The sequence below is a fragment of the Affinundibacterium nitidum genome (assembly GCF_014284155.1).
Classification (GTDB): domain Bacteria; phylum Pseudomonadota; class Gammaproteobacteria; order Burkholderiales; family Burkholderiaceae_D; genus Undibacterium; species Undibacterium nitidum.
Window position 1 is genome coordinate 343,853 of sequence record NZ_JACOFZ010000001.1, and the last position, 15,944, is coordinate 359,796.

General features: G+C 46.0%; 15 protein-coding genes. 3 read left to right on the plus strand and 12 right to left on the minus strand.

Going from position 1 to position 15,944, the window contains the following annotated elements:
- The first annotated feature begins 159 nt into the window (after positions 1-159).
- Together H8K36_RS01460 and H8K36_RS01465 are read left to right on the plus strand one after the other, a co-directional pair.
- Positions 160-1,470, plus strand: a complete 1,311-nt coding sequence (locus H8K36_RS01460) for an O-acetylhomoserine aminocarboxypropyltransferase (protein WP_186915425.1) — start codon at positions 160-162, stop codon at positions 1,468-1,470.
- Between the two features lies 1 nt (position 1,471).
- Positions 1,472-2,278 carry an alpha/beta fold hydrolase gene (locus H8K36_RS01465; protein ID WP_186915424.1) on the plus strand — a complete coding sequence of 269 codons (807 nt, stop codon included), beginning with the start codon at positions 1,472-1,474 and terminating at the stop codon, positions 2,276-2,278.
- A gap of 86 nt (positions 2,279-2,364) precedes the next feature.
- On the opposite strand, the gene H8K36_RS01470 is transcribed toward H8K36_RS01465, so the two are convergent.
- The 3 genes from H8K36_RS01470 to H8K36_RS01480 are packed head-to-tail and all read right to left on the minus strand — an operon-like array spanning position 2,365 to position 5,984.
- Positions 2,365-3,924, minus strand: coding sequence for a DUF4407 domain-containing protein (locus H8K36_RS01470; protein WP_186915423.1), 1,560 nt, complete (start codon positions 3,922-3,924; stop codon positions 2,365-2,367).
- Positions 3,925-3,931: 7 nt separating this feature from the next.
- The gene (locus H8K36_RS01475; RefSeq protein ID WP_186915422.1) at positions 3,932-4,738 is read right to left on the minus strand and encodes a LytR/AlgR family response regulator transcription factor; all 807 of its coding nucleotides are present in this window, start codon (positions 4,736-4,738) and stop codon (positions 3,932-3,934) included.
- Positions 4,731-5,984: a sensor histidine kinase gene (locus tag H8K36_RS01480; protein WP_186915421.1), complete on the minus strand. Its 1,254-nt coding sequence runs from the start codon at positions 5,982-5,984 to the stop codon at positions 4,731-4,733. Before H8K36_RS01480 ends, H8K36_RS01475 begins: the two co-directional genes overlap by 8 nt.
- Positions 5,985-6,187: 203 nt before the next feature.
- On the opposite strand from H8K36_RS01480, the gene H8K36_RS01485 reads away from it, so the two are divergent.
- Positions 6,188-7,186, plus strand: coding sequence for an MBL fold metallo-hydrolase (locus H8K36_RS01485; RefSeq protein WP_230404265.1), 999 nt, complete (start codon positions 6,188-6,190; stop codon positions 7,184-7,186).
- 18 nt (positions 7,187-7,204) lie between these two features.
- Here H8K36_RS01485 and H8K36_RS01490 read toward each other — a convergent pair whose 3' ends face one another.
- From H8K36_RS01490 to bamA, 9 genes are all read right to left on the minus strand, one after another.
- Positions 7,205-7,684: an energy transducer TonB family protein gene (locus H8K36_RS01490; protein WP_230404266.1), complete on the minus strand. Its 480-nt coding sequence runs from the start codon at positions 7,682-7,684 to the stop codon at positions 7,205-7,207.
- An 89-nt stretch (positions 7,685-7,773) separates the two neighbouring features.
- The gene (locus tag H8K36_RS01495; RefSeq protein WP_186915419.1) at positions 7,774-8,517 is read right to left on the minus strand and encodes an ankyrin repeat domain-containing protein; all 744 of its coding nucleotides are present in this window, start codon (positions 8,515-8,517) and stop codon (positions 7,774-7,776) included.
- Positions 8,518-8,527: 10 nt separating this feature from the next.
- Complete coding sequence (locus tag H8K36_RS01500; protein ID WP_186915418.1) at positions 8,528-9,316, minus strand: TatD family hydrolase; 789 nt, start codon at positions 9,314-9,316, stop codon at positions 8,528-8,530.
- 60 nt (positions 9,317-9,376) lie between these two features.
- Positions 9,377-10,537, minus strand: coding sequence for a lipid-A-disaccharide synthase (lpxB, locus tag H8K36_RS01505; protein WP_255423105.1), 1,161 nt, complete (start codon positions 10,535-10,537; stop codon positions 9,377-9,379).
- A gap of 30 nt (positions 10,538-10,567) precedes the next feature.
- Positions 10,568-11,356 (minus strand): acyl-ACP--UDP-N-acetylglucosamine O-acyltransferase, encoded by a 789-nt coding sequence (lpxA, locus tag H8K36_RS01510; protein WP_186915417.1) that lies wholly within the window; start codon positions 11,354-11,356, stop codon positions 10,568-10,570.
- A gap of 1 nt (position 11,357) precedes the next feature.
- The gene (fabZ, locus tag H8K36_RS01515; protein WP_186915416.1) at positions 11,358-11,867 is read right to left on the minus strand and encodes a 3-hydroxyacyl-ACP dehydratase FabZ; all 510 of its coding nucleotides are present in this window, start codon (positions 11,865-11,867) and stop codon (positions 11,358-11,360) included.
- Between the two features lie 44 nt (positions 11,868-11,911).
- The gene (gene lpxD / locus H8K36_RS01520) at positions 11,912-12,985 is read right to left on the minus strand and encodes a UDP-3-O-(3-hydroxymyristoyl)glucosamine N-acyltransferase (protein ID WP_186915415.1); all 1,074 of its coding nucleotides are present in this window, start codon (positions 12,983-12,985) and stop codon (positions 11,912-11,914) included.
- Between the two features lie 3 nt (positions 12,986-12,988).
- On the minus strand, positions 12,989-13,507 hold the full coding sequence (locus tag H8K36_RS01525; RefSeq protein ID WP_230404267.1) for an OmpH/Skp family outer membrane protein: 519 nt from the start codon (positions 13,505-13,507) through the stop codon (positions 12,989-12,991).
- 73 nt (positions 13,508-13,580) lie between these two features.
- A complete protein-coding gene (gene bamA, locus H8K36_RS01530) occupies positions 13,581-15,938 on the minus strand; it encodes an outer membrane protein assembly factor BamA (protein WP_186915414.1) in 2,358 nt (785 codons plus the stop codon).
- Positions 15,939-15,944: the final 6 nt, after the last annotated feature.

Below are 15,944 nucleotides of genomic sequence, written 5' to 3' on the forward strand. Positions count from 1 at the left end.
GCAGAATGAAAAATCTAGTGATATGACTCAAGAATTTTGCAATCCGCACAATTATTTTGAAGAATTGTGTATTTTTCAAATGTACCGCGGTGTCAAGACTTTTCAAATATCCCTGCAGTGCGTACGATGTCGCCATTCACTTGTGGAGAATACCAATTTATGAGCGGTCCAAAATACCCTGGGTTCGAAACCCTCTCATTACATGCAGGGGCAGTCGCTGATCCTGCAACCGGCGCGCGAGCTACGCCGATCTACTTCAGTTCATCCTTTGAATTTAAAGATTCAGATCATGCAGCTTCCTTGTTTAATATGGAACGTGCAGGACATGTATATAGTCGCATCAGTAATCCGACAAATGCGGTCTTGGAAGAACGTATGGCTGCACTCGAAAATGGTGTTGCAGGTCTTGCGGTGGCCAGTGGCCAGGCTGCCTTGCACTTAGGCCTAAGCACAATTGCTGGTGCCGGCTCCCATATTGTGGCTTCCAGAGCGTTGTATGGTGGTTCGCATAATTTACTCGCCTACACACTCAAACGTTTCGGTATTGAGACAACTTTTGTCGATCCACGCGACCTCGATGCATGGCGCGATGCTATTCGCCCTGAAACCAAAGTTTTTTTTGGCGAAACCTTAGGTAACCCAGGTCTAGATGTGTTGAACATTCCTGAGATCGCTGCAATCGCCCACGAACACCATATCCCCTTATTTGTTGATTCGACATTTACTACTCCGTATTTGCTTCAGCCAATTGAGCACGGTGCGGACCTCGTATTTCACTCAGCAACTAAATTTTTATGTGGCCATGGTACGGCTATTGGTGGCGTTCTGATCGATGGCGGTACTTTTGATTGGCAGAAAGCCTATGAGAAAACAGGACGCTTTGCAGAACTATGTGAACCGTATGAAGGTTTTCACGGCATGGTGTTTGCGGAGGAATCAACCGTTGGTGCGTTTTCACTTCGAGCACGCCGTGAAGGTTTGCGTGATTTCGGCGCATGCATGAGTCCACATAATGCCTTCGCCATTTTGCAGGGGATCGAAACACTAGGTATGCGTATGGAAAGACATGTATCCAACGCACGTCGCGTTGTCGAATTTCTAGCAAGCCATGCCGCAGTTGAAGGAATCGCTTTCCCTGAACTCGAGAGTCATCCTGATTACGAATTAGCTAAAGCACTGCTACCTAAAGGCTGTGGATCTGTATTTTCATTCAATATCAAGGGCGATCGGGCCGCAGGACAACGCTTCGTGGAATCACTCAAAGTGTTTTCTCACCTAGCAAATGTTGGTGACGCTAAGTCTTTGGTGATCCACCCTGCCTCGACCACGCACTTCCGAGTCCCAGCAGAACAACTCGCTGCCTCGGGCATCAGCGAAGGTACGATACGCCTTTCTGTCGGATTAGAAAATGTGGACGATCTCATCGAAGATCTAACTCGCGGTTTGAAAATGGCACAGAAAGGCAAGTAAGATGCACATACAAATTCAACAAAAAGTCGTGTATGCCTACACTGGCGGGAAAGCATTCAATCCAAATTTACCAACAGTAATTTTCGTGCATGGCGCGCAGAACGATCACTCAGTTTGGGCCTTGCAGTCTCGTTACTTGGCACACCATGGATTTAGCGTGTTAGCAGTTGATCTACCCGGTCATGGGCGAAGTGAAGGCGCAGCGTTAGATAGCGTCGAAGCGATGGCTAAATGGTTACTTGAATTAATCGAATTGAGCGGCGTACAACAAGCCTTTATTGCTGGGCACAGCATGGGCTCATTGATTGCCCTAGAAGCAGCGAGCATGGCCCCAGACCGCATACAAAAGCTTGCTTTATTGGGCACTGCTTTTCCTATGAAAGTGTCGGACACGCTGCTCTTCGCTTCACAGAACCACGAACAAAGTGCGATCGATATGGTGAACATTTTTTCACATAGCACCAATTCACATAAGCCCTCGTGCCCGGGCCCCGGTTTTTCAGTGATGAATTCCAGCATGCGCCTGATGCAAAGGATTTCCGCGATCAACCCAGAGCAAGTGTTCTTCAACGACTTCAGCGCATGCAACAACTACAGCAATGGCGAGAAAGCAGCGCAACAGGTTACTTGTCCAACTCTATTTCTGTTGGCAAAGCAAGACATGATGACGCCACTCAAAGCAAGTAACAGTCTTTCGAATTTAATTGTGAATAAACAGATTAAAATCATTGATCAATGTGGGCACTCCATGATGAGTGAACAAGCAGATGCTGTACTAAATGCCTTGAATAGTTTCTTCAAGGCGTAACCGACTTTCTACGATGGGGGACAAAATGTAGCCCATCGTAGAATACAAATAACCGCTCACCGAATGACACCCCTGGCAAACGGTATTCAATAGCCGAAAGCTTTCATATAACGGGCATGTAGTTCTTGTTGTGCCCGTTCGCACATTTGATCAATTAAAGTCCCACTTGACTGCATTTTAACGTCGTGTCCAGCCCGTGATTTTAACTCGCTAATCAGTTTAAGTTCATCAATTCCGGCCTCAAGCAAGCTCCTTGCCATCGCAAGATCAGCCTTACTTTTCAAAATATGTTTTGTATTTTCTCTTGCCAGCGAGACTTCCAAAGCGATAAGTTCCGATGCAGAGTCTGGAGTTTGATTTCTCCAAGCCGCCTGTTCCGCCTGCTGTTGCGAAAAGTCGCGCAGATAGCTTGTATTTTGTTGCTCTTGCCACAGACGATATTCCTGCTCGGCGTCGAGCACAAACTTTTTCTCACTCAATAACAGATAAGTATCGAGTTCCGTTTTTGTACCAAATTTGATTAGTATTGCCACCAACTCGATCGCAACAAACCATGTTAGCCACCAAATCAATTGCAAGCGTCTATATTTATCCTTAGTGACCAAGCTAGCCACTGCCAAAAAATCCGCTGCAAAACCGGAACGTGAAGCTAGATCAATCTTGCTATCCAGGTTTGTGACCAAGGCTTGCTGTCGATCACTGGCGATTTGAAGTTGTTGGCGCAATTGTTTTTGCTCGAGCGTAATAGTCAGGTGTTCCTGTTGCTTCAACTTTCGCCACTCGGAAATGTGACGATTTACCGCAACATCCGACGCGCTACATATCGATTTAGCCGCTTCACGTTTTTGTTCTAGCCCTGAAATTCGCGCATCCAACGTGAGATCGACACCTTTTCCTTCTCGCTGTAAACGGAGCGGTCTTAATTGACGCGATAGCTTCTCATCTTCAACCTTAAACCTGCTCCAACACTGCCGTGCTATTTGTCTATAACTCAAAATATCGGGCGGTTCTTGAGCCATCGCGATCTCCAGTCGTTGCAAGCTCTGCTGCTGTTGGTCTTGCTCTTGTCTCAAACGCGGGAGGTTCACGATTCGTTCTGTATTTTCCTTTGCATTGAGCATGCGTTGCTGACTAATCTCACCCACTTTCACATCGATCTCGGCCCGATTACTTTCTACGAAAAATGGATACACCATCACGCTAGCCGACATAAAAGCTAAACCCGCGCGCCAACTCAAACCAAAGACTTTTCTCCAGACCGCATCATCACTCCGAATACTGATTAAAATTTGACGCTCTAAGCTCCATTGAAAAAGGCCCCAGATCAATCCAGCGATAACTGCACCAGCAGTCGAAATTTGACTCATACTTGCCAGCATGTGCCCCATACCGTAGGCCGAAAACACAGCGAAGAAGACTACCAAACTACCAAGTCCGTAGTACTTTTGACGCCCGCGCGGAAACTGGAATAAACCTTGTTCATCACGCGCCTCTAACAACTCATAGTCGACTGCCGCAGAAAGCGCAAAGAGTCTCGCAAGTGTGTTTTTCAAAGCGCTAGATAGACGCTGCCACCAATTGATTGGCGTAGACTGAGACTCAGCCGTCAGTTTAGATCTGCTGTTACCACCAAAGAGGTTCATCATCGAGAACTCACATATTGCGGAACAAAACCATGAAGGGCTGACTAACACTGAGGGTCTCAGCGCGATTTTTCAGTTTAACGATGCCCTTCCCTCCGTCATCACGCGCTACCGAAGCAATCGCTTTAAAGTTCACGATAGTGGAACGGTGTATTTGTTTAAATATACTCGGGTCGAGCAAATCCAGTAATTCACGAATAGGTTTGCGCAGTAAAGACTCTCCCTCCGCTGTCATGACAACTGTATATTTATTATCGGCCTTAAAGTAAGCAACATCATCGACCATAATTAACTTGGTTTCTGTACCTGAACTCGCAGTAAGCCAGACAAGATTTTCGCGACGTTGATTAGAGCCAAGAATTCCTTCGGCCGCTGTACCGCCTAGCTTAATCAGAAGATCTGCGACTGCCGCTATCGTTTGCTGTCCATTTCCGACCTGCATATTGGTCTGAGACTGGCGTTCTTGCAAACGTAATACGGTAGCGGATAAGCGATCATAGGATACCGGCTTTAGAAGGTAATCAATAGCACCTTTCTCAAAAGCGTCAATCGCATATTGATCGTAGGCAGTGACAAAGACGATTTGCGTGTGGGGACTCGCTTGCCGCATCGCGGTAGCGATCTCGATCCCACTCATTCCCGGCATACGAATGTCGAGAAATACGACGTCTGGCTGGTGCTCGATAATTTCTTCCAAAGCACTGGCACCGTCGTCACATGCAGCAACGATCTCTAGGCTAGGCCAGGCACTTTGTAGCTGCTCGAGCAAGGCCTCACGCAACAAACTTTCATCTTCAGCGACGACGCATTTAGTCATAATGCTCTCCTCGCAAAAAACTGGTTGGCAAGCTGATCGTCGCTGCCACGCCCGAAGGGAAATTCGCGACAATACTGAAATGCGCAGAACTACCATACGCTAAGGATAAACGCTCACGTATATTACGCAGACCTATACCAGTTCCTGCGCTCTCCGCATTAAATCCACGACCATCATCAGCGACTGTTATTGCAACCATATTCTCGTGCGCCCTCGCAATCACCCAGATCGTGCCCCCACCCGATTTCGGTTCGATTCCATGCTTGATAGCATTCTCAACTAATGTTTGCAGCATCATATTTGGGACTAGGACTGTCTTGAGATAATCCGGCACTTCAAATTGCACATTCAAACGTGAGCCCATACGAATTTTCATAATATCGAGATAAGCTTTGGTGCGTTCCAATTCTTCACCCAAACTTGAGACCGCATCCTCGGTACGAGGAAGCGAATGTCGAAGATAGGTGATCAAGTTACCCAACATCTCATCAGCTTTAGCGGGATCGGATCGAGTTAACAATTGCGCGCTTGCCAAACTGTTGTACAGGAAATGTGGTTCTACTTGCGCGTGCAGCAGGTTAAGCTTGGCGACCGAAAGTTCTTTTTCGGTTAGAGATTGTTTAACTGTTTCTCGCTCAATATTGCGCAAGTCTCCAAGCCGCCGATTGAGTGCACGCGTGAGCGCGAGGACATTGTCAAGATTGCTCGCATGATCGAGAATAAACATATCGGTCCATGCAGGCCTCTTCGGTTCGCAGATGAGACTAATGGCACTCGTTTCTCCGTTTGGCGTAACTGTCGCATAAATTTGATTGTCGCCACTCGACAGCCAACGCAAAGCGGGGTGCAGTGTTTGTACGTCTGGATAAAACATTTCGCTACGTTTGACTCGCACTCTCACTTGCAAACTGTCTGCAGCACTCTCAAGCAGACTGACGCCTGGAAAGTCGCGAATCGACGCCTCCAAAAGCTCAAACGCTTCGTTGGCATTGAGTGGCATTTCAATGACTCTTCGATGGCGATTCGACAGCGTCTCCAAACTTGGCTTTTGATCTAACAATCGCACACGGCGGATTTGTGACAATGCCACTATCATGGCAATGCCGACCAAGATAAAGGTCAGAATTTGAAAAACCTCGGGGGGATCGCGTTTGACAATGCCGACAAATAAAAACAACATCACTAAGAGACAGACTGCTCCCCAGGCAGCTGCGGTACGCACCAAGAAAAAGAAACTAGCAAACATAAGTTCTCCAAATAAATTTGATGCGTTCAGGATACGATCAGTCAAACTATTTTGCTCTCAGTATCCGACGAAACCCAAAAAAGAGAGACGAAATCGAGTTTCTGGAGGGGATCTCCCGAATTGAAGATTCCAATTGTCGGGTAGCATTATCTACTTTAGAATACTTTTTTACCAATGCTCGGGTTAACTATCCTGTGTCTTCAATGATTAGCAAACTCAATCGACGCCAATTTATCGGTCACAGTATGTTCGCGCTCAGTGCGGCGGCAGGCATCCAGACTTCGTTTACTCCATTGATCGCGCACGCTGCACAAGCAAACTCTACGCGGCTGTCCAACAATAGCAATACCAATGGCATGCACCTGATTCTACTAGGTACAGCTGGAGGCCCAACACCAAAGAAGAATCGTGCGGCGCCCTCACAGGTGATTATGATCGATGGCGAAGCTTTTGTGATCGATTGTGGCAATGGCGTCGCCCAACAATTTGTCAAAGCCGGTTTAAAACTTTCATCCCTACGCCATATTTTTATTACCCATCATCACTCTGATCACAATGCCGATTACGGCAACTTGATATTGCTAGCTTGGGCGGCCGATTTAAACCATCGTGTAGATACTTATGGGCCAAAACCTTTAGTTCGCATGACCAAGCTTTTCCTGCAAATGAATGCCTACGATATTCATACGAGGATACAAGATGAAGGTCGTGCCAGCTTGGCAAATATGATCTACCCTCACCAAATCGACACTGATGGAGTGGTGTATAACAATGGGCGTACCAAGGTAAGTTGCGCGCGTGTAGTACATCCACCGGTCAATCCCTCGTTCGCCTACCGTTTCGACCACCAAGGCAAGTCAATTGTCATTTCTGGCGACACGACATATTCAAAAAATTTGGTCAAACTTGCACAAGAAGCTGACATCTTGGTACATGAGGTGATGCACGTCCAAGCTTTAGACAAACTTCTTGCGAGCGAAGTGCAAGCCACTCGATTGAAGGATCACCTATTCGCGAGCCACAGTAATTTTGAACAGGTTGGACGCGTTGCCACAGAAGCGAAAGTGAAGAAACTTGTGCTCTCCCATTTTGTACCAGGCGGCGACACTAGCATTAGTGATCAAGATTGGATTGAGGGCGTACGCCCGTATTTTGCGGGTGAAATTATCATTGCTCGAGACTTAATGGACCTTCAACCTTGAGTAGGTAGGTAAAAGCAATTACTCGCCGCGTTGAGGCAAGGCGATCGTGCGCAACTGAAATCGACCATCAGTATTGAACAGCCAAGTTTCCAACATCTCCAGTTTTCCTTGTTTAAGAAAACTTGTTGGAGGAATTGGGAAAGGCTGAGCACGGACTAGACTTTGCATTGCAGTCGCTTCCGTTTCTTTATCTTTGTTGCTTCGAATTAGCTCTCGTGACACCAGCTTTCCATTGGCGTCGATACTGAATTTAAGAACTACAACTGATCTTAGCAAGGCCTGCGGATTCGATACATATATTTTGTCAGGATTCTTTTGAGAAATGTGCACCGCTATTTCGCGCTCGTAAGCACTGATATTTTTCGCGCGCGATGTCGTTTGCTGGGAAGTCGAATTATCAGGAATCTTCTGCACTTTTTTGAGATTCGAGTCTTCGCTTGATGGCTTTGCCTTAGGAGTAGGCTCTGGCGTGCCGCAAGCAGCAATAATTAAAATCAAGAACGAACATATAAGATGACGAAAAAATCGTAGACTTTTCATTTTCTCTTCGTCTCCATTTTTCTCTCCATTCGATGGGATGAAACAACTTATTGACGCCGCATTTGCTGACGCAGGTACTCAGCTACCACACGCATTTCCGCATCTTGTGCAAACTCAAGAGCCGTTAGGCCCAACGCATTCTGGAGATGGATATCCGCGCCCTCCTGCACAAGCAATTTCACTGGTGGCAAATCGCCCTTACGAGCTGCCATCATCAGTGGTGTTGTCTTATTAGGTGATTCTGCATCGATGTAGGCGGAGTGTTCAAGTAGGACTGCAATAATCTGTTCATCGCCGATAGCAGCTGCATAATGTAAAGCGGTCCAACCTGGTTGATTAATTTGTGCTCCAGCAAAAATCAATTCACTAAGCCAGTCCACTTTACCTAAGTAGGCCGCAAGCATAATTGCCGTATCACCATTATTCGCCCTTGCATCAAGATTGATGTCAGGATGAGAAATCAAGTACTGAAAAACTTGATAAGAATCTTCACGCACAGCCAGCATTAATGCGGTTTCACCACGATCGCCCTCAGTTACATTCGGGTTTAAACCTTGTTCAGTCAGTAGCTTGACCAACTTCACATTATCAAAACGAGCGGCCTGCAGAAATTGTTCTGTTTTTTTCTGTTCTGGACTGATCGTTTGCAATATTTGTGAAAAAGCATCGCCCACCACCAGCATACTTATGAGTATCAGCAAAGCTGACTTCATCTTGCGCAAGGCTTGAAACGCCGTTCGATTGAAGTGACTCATTTGTTCAGAGGAGTTTTTAGAACGTGAGCGATCCATTTCAGCGCTCTTATCCCTTAGGATTACTGAGGCGGAACAAGTCAAAGAAATTTTGAGAGGTAACGTCTTGCACTTGTTTAAGTGGTAGTTCTTTCAGGTCCGCAAGGAACTCACCAACATGGCGCACAAAAGCTGGCTCATTCATTTTCCCGCGATGCGGTGCAGGCGCCAAATAAGGAGAGTCTGTCTCAATTAAAATACGATCAAGTGGCAATGCTTTAGCAACTGCTTGCAAGTCTTTCGCGCTCTTAAATGTCAAAATACCAGAAAAAGAAATATAAAATCCCATATCTACTGCAGCCAAAGCAACTTCTAAGGATTCAGTAAAACAATGCATCACACCCGCAACACCACCTTGATCAATACCAGCTCCTTCTTCGCGCATGATACGAATCGTATCCTCAGCGGCGGCACGGGTATGAATAATTAATGGTTTTTGAGAGATTCGGGAAGCTCGAATATGCTGACGAAACCGCTCACGCTGCCATTCGAGGTCGCCTTTGAGTCGAAAATAGTCGAGTCCTGTTTCGCCTATGGCAATGATTTTTGGATGTTGAGAGAGTTCAACAAGACGCTCTGCGCTTGGGTCTTCGGTGTTTTCATAATCAGGATGAACACCAACAGATGCGTAAATATGTGGATACTGTTCTGCCAATGCCAATACCTGAGGAAAATCAGGTAAATCTACTGAAACACACAAGGCATGCGTAACGCCATTTTCTTGCATACGCTGCAAAAGCGCTGGCATTTGCTGAGCAAGTTCAGGAAAATTAATATGACAATGTGAATCAATATACATAGATAAAATAAAAAATGTGCGTGTAACAAGCGCGTCTATATCGCCGTATTCAATTAGAGCTTAAGCAATACGTTTATGCTGCGAAATCACATCTAGTACAGCTTGCGAGGAAAGACTAGCCGTATCACGCAGTAAACTATGGTGCATGTCGATAAAACGTTGTTGTAGACTTTGACGTAAAGTGTCGTCACTCAACTGCTTCCAGAGCGCATCAGCCATCGCCTGTGGCGTTGCGGCCGATTGCAAGAACTCAGGGACGACAAACTCTTCCGCCAAGATATTCGGCAAGCCAATCCATGGTTGATAGCCCATGTGCTTTAACACATGCCAAGATGCTGCCATCATCTTATAGGCAATCACCATGGGTTTCTTGAATAGAGCAACTTCGAGTGATGCAGTACCCGAGGCAACGAGCACTGCATCCGCAGCTGCAATGGCGGTGTGAGATTTACCGTCCATCAATAGAACAGGCACATCTTCCAGTTTTGCTTCAAGGACAAGGTCAATGTAGTACGCTCGCTGTTTTTGCCCTGCCATTGGGACTAAGATCTGAAGATGAGGATCTCGCTCCAAAAGCAACTTTGCAGTTTGAATAAAGGTTTCTGTGTTGTACTTCAACTCAGACATTCGGCTACCTGGCATCACAGTCACCACTCGCGCATCGGGCTCTAAGCCCAATTCTTCTCGCGCTGCGGCAACATCAGGATTCATCGGAATAACCTGCGCCAATGGGTGCCCAACGTAAGTTGCTGGGATGCCTGCTTTGCGATAGATCTCTTCTTCAAACGGAAAGATCAACAACATATGAGAAACTGCTTGCGCGATCTTATTGATGCGACCGCCGCGCCAAGCCCAAATTGATGGGCTAATATAGTGCATCGTCGGGATTCCAGCCTGCTTCAACTGAATTTCCAAATCTAAGTTGAAATCTGGAGCGTCAACACCGATAAATACGTCGGGCTTCTCATCCAAAAGTTGCTGCATCAAACGCTTGCGAATACCGGAAATTTCACGGTAATGCATCAACACTTCAAACAAGCCACGGACCGATAACTTCTCCATCGGAAAATCACTGATAAAACCCGATTCCGCCATCCTTGGACCACCTATGCCGTGCATGAGCGAATCCGTCAAGCGAGGACGCAAACCAGTCAGCAAACGAGCCGCCAACATATCACCGGAAGTTTCCCCGGCGACCATGGAAATAATCGGACGTGTCAATGTCAACTCTTCAGGAAATGATGTTGCGCATCAGCGCACGATGCCACGGGTTGAAGTATCGAGGAAACTACGCATCAGTTGAAGATGCTGCGCAACGTCTGCAGATACCTGTGCAATTTCTTGGTCCAACGCTGCTTTTGCTTCATCGAGGGTTAAGCCTGATTTATACAAAGTCTTATAGGCCTGACGAATTGCGGAAATTTGCTCACGACTAAAACCACGGCGCTTCAGTCCTTCGATATTGATGCCATGGGCCGCAGCAGGGTTACCATTCAAAATCACGAAAGGCGGCACGTCCTGCGTCAAGCTAGTTGACATGCCAACCATGGCATGAGCACCAATTTTGCAGAATTGATGAACGTTCGAGAAGCCACCGAGGATAACCCAATCGCCAATATGTACATGCCCTGCTAATGCCGCATTATTGGCAAAAATAGTACGATTACCGACATGACAATCGTGTGCGATATGTACATACGCCATAATCCAGTTATCGCTACCCACTCTCGTAACACCACCATCTTGAACGGTGCCTAAGTTAAAAGTACAGAACTCACGAACGACATTGCGATCGCCAATTTCTAGCAAAGTAGGTTCGCCCGCATATTTCTTATCTTGCGGTGCGGCGCCAATCGACGAAAATTGAAAAAATTGGTTATCTTTGCCGATCGTCGTATGTCCTTCGACCACCACATGAGGGCCGATTTTTGTGCCAGCATCGATTCGAACATTCGGCCCAATAATTGAATATGCCCCCACCTCTACCGAAGAGTCGAGTTGCGCTTTAGGATCAACAATTGCGGTGGAATGAATAGCCATATTATTCTCCAACTGGAGTTTCAGGACTTGCTGTTGGTGCTGCTTTTGCTTCGTCGTTCGCGGTACGTAATGTGCACATCAGCTCTGCCTCGACAGCAAGTTGACCATCAACTGTTGCAACTGCTTTATATTTCCAGATACCACGAGCAACTCGCAAAATTTCAACATCCATTTTAAGCTGATCGCCGGGACCTACTGGGCGTTTGAAACGGACGTTATCAATACCAACAAAATACACAATGGTGTTCTCATCAGGCTTTTGCCCCATCGTCAAAAACGACAAAATCGCCGCCGTCTGCGCCATGGCTTCTACCATTAATACACCTGGCATCACAGGTTTGTTTGGAAAATGTCCATTAAAGAACTCTTCATTGGCAGTAACATTCTTAATTGCCGTAATGGTTTTGCCGCTTTCCCATGTCAATACACGATCAACCAACAGCATCGGATAACGATGTGGCAGATATTGTTTGATTTGATTGATATCCAAAGTTTTGCTGATGTTTTCCATACGCTTCTTTACTTATTTAAATAATCAAAATTGTTCGGTCTTGCTTAGCCTTGTATATCTTTGCTGTTAGCTTCATTCTGCTTGATAGCCTTTTCGACTGCTTTCAGCTTGTCCCGCATTGAACCTAAATTACGCACAATCGCGGCTGTCTTTTCCCAGTCTGCATTTTTTGCCAGTGGGTAAAAACCAGTATATTGGCCTGGCTCAAGAATGGAGCGTGACACCATACTACCCGAGGAGATGTGGACATTATCAGCGATCGTCAGATGACCTAGCACCATTGCCGCGCCGCCAAAAGTGCAGTTCTTGCCAATTTTGGCACTACCTGCGACCCCTACACATCCTGCCATTGCAGTGTTTTCACCGATGTGACAGTTGTGTCCAATCTGAATTTGATTATCGAGAATCACGCCATTCTCAATGATGGTGTCCGCTAAGGCACCACGATCAATACTAGTATTGGCACCGATTTCTACATCATTGCCAATCAGCACCCGGCCAGTTTGTGGAATCTTGACCCATTTACCTTTTTCATTTGCAAAACCGAAGCCATCCGCGCCGATTACTGCACCTGAATGAACCACGCAGCGTTCACCGATCACACAATCGTGATAGATACTTACATTCGCATTGATTCTAGTTTGTGCGCCGATGGCCACGCGCTTGGCTATTGCGACCCCTGCACCTATCCAAGCCCCGTCCCCAATTATCGCACCGGCCTCAATCGAGGCATGAGGTCCAATGTAAGCGGATGCCGCAACAGTAGCTTGAGGACTCACCCAAGCAGAAGGATGTATGCCTGATTCAACTGGTTCGGAATTGAGTGCAAAAAAATACTGCGCCAATTTGGCAAAATAAACGTAAGGGTTTGCAGTAATAATTCTCGTACCAATGTAGGCGTCACCAATGGCGTTATGATCTGCCTCAGATAAAATCAAAGCGACTGCTTTGCTGGCAGTCGCTTGAGTTCGAAATTTGGGATTGGAAAGAAAGGTGATCTGTTCTTCAGTGGCATCACTTAATGGTGCGATTCCAACCACGCCTTGCTCTGGGTTTCCAAATAACTGTCCCCCAAAGCGATCGACCACGTCACCTAGTCGAATGCTTTTTTTTGTCATGTTCTATTTGGCCAATGCTCGCAATACTTTGTCCGTGATATCGATTCTCGGATTAAAAAAAACAGCGTCCTGAACAACTAAATCAATTTTTTCAGCTTCAGCAATTTGCCGGACAACTTTCTGCGCACGCTCAGCCAAAATATTTAATTCTTCCTGTTTTCGTTGTCCCAGATCTTCGCTAAAGATTCTTTGCTTACGATTGAAATCTTGATCGAGATCTGTCAATTCGCGTTGACGACGCGTTCGCTCCAGCTCATTGAGACCGGAAGCTTCCTTTTCGAACTTACGTACAGAAGCCCGCAGGTGCTCATTCAAGTCATCCAACTCTTTCTCGCGCCGAGAAAACTCCTGTTTGATCTTTGCAGTGGCGAGTTTTGCAGGCATAGACTCATTCAAAACTCGTTGCCCATCGAAAAAAGCAACTCGTATATCCTGAGCATAGACATGTGCGCCAGCAAACATCAAAACGAATGCTGTGATGGCTTTACGCATCCAATTGGAGGAATAAGAAAAACGATTCAAAATAATCTCCACGTTACAATTATGAAAGTCTCAGGCAAAAATCAAACCGACATTACAAGTTGTATTCAAAATATTAGAAACCAGTTCCCATCGTAAATTGGAATCCCTGACGACGATCTTCCGGCTTCGCATTTAATGGCTTACCAAAACTCAATTTTAGTGGCCCCATAGGAGAGATCCAACTAATACCCATACCAACTGATGTCCTCAAATCTTGTGCTCGGATTTTTTGTCCTTCATCAAATACATTACCAATATCGAAGAAGGTAAACCAGCGCAAAGATTTGTCCGCACCTGGGAATGGAACTTGCAATTCAAGATTACCAATCAAGCGTTTCGCACCACCGAGGGTATCACCAATAGGATCTTTCGTTCCAAGTGATGAAGGTTCAAAGCCACGAACGGAGCCAATACCACCTGCGTAAAAGTTCTTAAACAAAGGATAGGCTTTGCCTCCAAGACCATGCCCGTAGTCAAACTCACCGTTCGCAGCAAAAATGACTGAACGATAGACTGGCTTGTAATACTCATGTTTGTAAATAGCACGGTAGTACTTGAAGTTACCAAAAGCTGAAACTTCAACGTTAATGCGTTGGTAACGACCGATTGAAGGCGTCAAGATATTGTCTCGACTATCACGTTGCCAAGCAGCAGAAAGCGGATAAGAATTATTAGTTGCAGAACCAACGCCCCACAATGGGTCCGAAGTGTCTTTAACGATATCCTTTCCACCAAAGTCTGCCACATACTTCAAATAGCGATATGGACTCTGACCGAGGTAAGTATCAATCTTAGAACGTTCAAGACCAACACCGAAAAATACGGTATCCAATTCAGAGAAAGGCACACCATACCGCAAGTTACCGCCGGATGATTGAATTCGGTAGTAACCATACGCGCCAATTGGTGGCAATGATGTTCTTACGTACAAATCGATACTACGACTAATGCCATCGTCAGTCGCATATGGATCGGTATGCGACAAAGCGATGGTGCGGTTGTAATGGCTTGTATTGATATCGATACCAACTGTATCACCACTACCGAACGCATTTGTCTGCTGAATCGAACCGGTCAGGGTGACGCGCTCAGCACTTGAGTAGCCGGCACCAAGCATGATGTTGCCTGTGGGACGCTCAGTTACGGTCAAATTAACATCAACCTGATCCGTGCTTGTAGGGACTTCAGGTGTATCGATGGTGACTTCTTTAAAGAAGCCTAAGAACTCGACACGATCTCTCGAAAGTTTAATCTTTTGGCCGTCGTACCATGAGCTTTCGAACTGACGGAATTCGCGACGAATTACTTCATCACGAGTCCGCGTATTGCCGGCTAAATTAATACGGCGAACATACACGCGTTTTCCTGGGTCTACAAAAACTGTAAACGCGACTTCTTTTTTCTCTTTATCTAACATCGGGTTGGCATTGACGTTCGCAAATGCGTACCCAAAGTTACCCATGCGATCGGAAATGCGTTTAGTACTATCAGTCAAACGCGCTTGATTGAACAAGTCGCCCTTCTTTAGTAGCAGAAGAGATGCTAACTCTTCTTCTCGACCAAATGTATCGCCCTCGATCTTGATATCGGATACGGTGTATTTATCACCTTCATCGATATTGATCGTAATGTAAATTTGTTTCTTGTCTGGCGTAATGGAAATTTGCGTCGAAGCAATTTGCATTTCCAAATAGCCGCGATTTTGATAGAAGGAACGCAAAGACTCTAAGTCGCCAGACAACTTCTGTTTGGAGTATTGATCTGCCTTCGTATACCAACTAAACCATGTCGGTGTACTCAACGCCAAGATCTCTTTTAGCTCTCCGTCAGAGAAAGCTTTGTTGCCAATGATATTGATCGAGCCGATTCGAGCAATATCACCTTCCTCGACATTAAATGTAACGTTCACACGATTACGTTCGATTGGAGTAATCGTAGTTGTAATGGACATCCCATACAAACCGCGAGAAAGATACTGCTTTTTCAATTCCTGTTCAGCACGATCCACAGTCGCTTTATCAAAGATACGGGTTTCACCAACACCGATATCTTTCAGGGCTTTAAGAAGCGCATCTTTTTCGAACTCTTTGGTCCCAACAAAATCAACAGTCGAAATGGTTGGTCGCTCATCAAGTAAGACAATCAGGACCCCATCTTCAACTTCAACTTGCACGTCCTTAAAGAAACCAGTCGCGAACAATGCTTTAATTGTTGCTGTACTTTTAGCGTCGTTAAAAGTCTCACCTACTCGAACTGGCAAATAGCTAAACACGGTACCTGCCTCAGTACGCTGCAAGCCTTCAACGCGGATATCTTTAATTACAAACGGTTCAATCGCAGCTGCTTGCCCTGAACACATGGCTAATGCAGCAAGTGCGAGGAGGTGGCGGGGATAAGCTGGCAACGTCAAATTCTCAAATTTTAATTTCATTGGGGT

Bases quoted from the DNA above. Each gene is read 5' to 3' on its own strand.
- H8K36_RS01475 (WP_186915422.1), bottom strand. From the start codon at position 4,738: ATGACTAAATGCGTCGTCGCTGAAGATGAAAGTTTGTTGCGTGAGGCC.
- fabZ (WP_186915416.1), bottom strand. From the start codon at position 11,867: ATGGAAAACATCAGCAAAACTTTGGATATCAATCAAATCAAACAATAT.
- bamA (WP_186915414.1), bottom strand. From the start codon at position 15,938: ATGAAATTAAAATTTGAGAATTTGACGTTGCCAGCTTATCCCCGCCAC.
- H8K36_RS01495 (WP_186915419.1), bottom strand. From the start codon at position 8,517: ATGGATCGCTCACGTTCTAAAAACTCCTCTGAACAAATGAGTCACTTC.
- H8K36_RS01460 (WP_186915425.1), top strand. From the start codon at position 160: ATGAGCGGTCCAAAATACCCTGGGTTCGAAACCCTCTCATTACATGCA.
- H8K36_RS01470 (WP_186915423.1), bottom strand. From the start codon at position 3,924: ATGATGAACCTCTTTGGTGGTAACAGCAGATCTAAACTGACGGCTGAG.
- lpxD (WP_186915415.1), bottom strand. From the start codon at position 12,985: ATGACAAAAAAAAGCATTCGACTAGGTGACGTGGTCGATCGCTTTGGG.
- H8K36_RS01480 (WP_186915421.1), bottom strand. From the start codon at position 5,984: ATGTTTGCTAGTTTCTTTTTCTTGGTGCGTACCGCAGCTGCCTGGGGA.
- H8K36_RS01465 (WP_186915424.1), top strand. From the start codon at position 1,472: ATGCACATACAAATTCAACAAAAAGTCGTGTATGCCTACACTGGCGGG.
- H8K36_RS01485 (WP_230404265.1), top strand. From the start codon at position 6,188: ATGATTAGCAAACTCAATCGACGCCAATTTATCGGTCACAGTATGTTC.
- lpxA (WP_186915417.1), bottom strand. From the start codon at position 11,356: ATGGCTATTCATTCCACCGCAATTGTTGATCCTAAAGCGCAACTCGAC.
- H8K36_RS01500 (WP_186915418.1), bottom strand. From the start codon at position 9,316: ATGTATATTGATTCACATTGTCATATTAATTTTCCTGAACTTGCTCAG.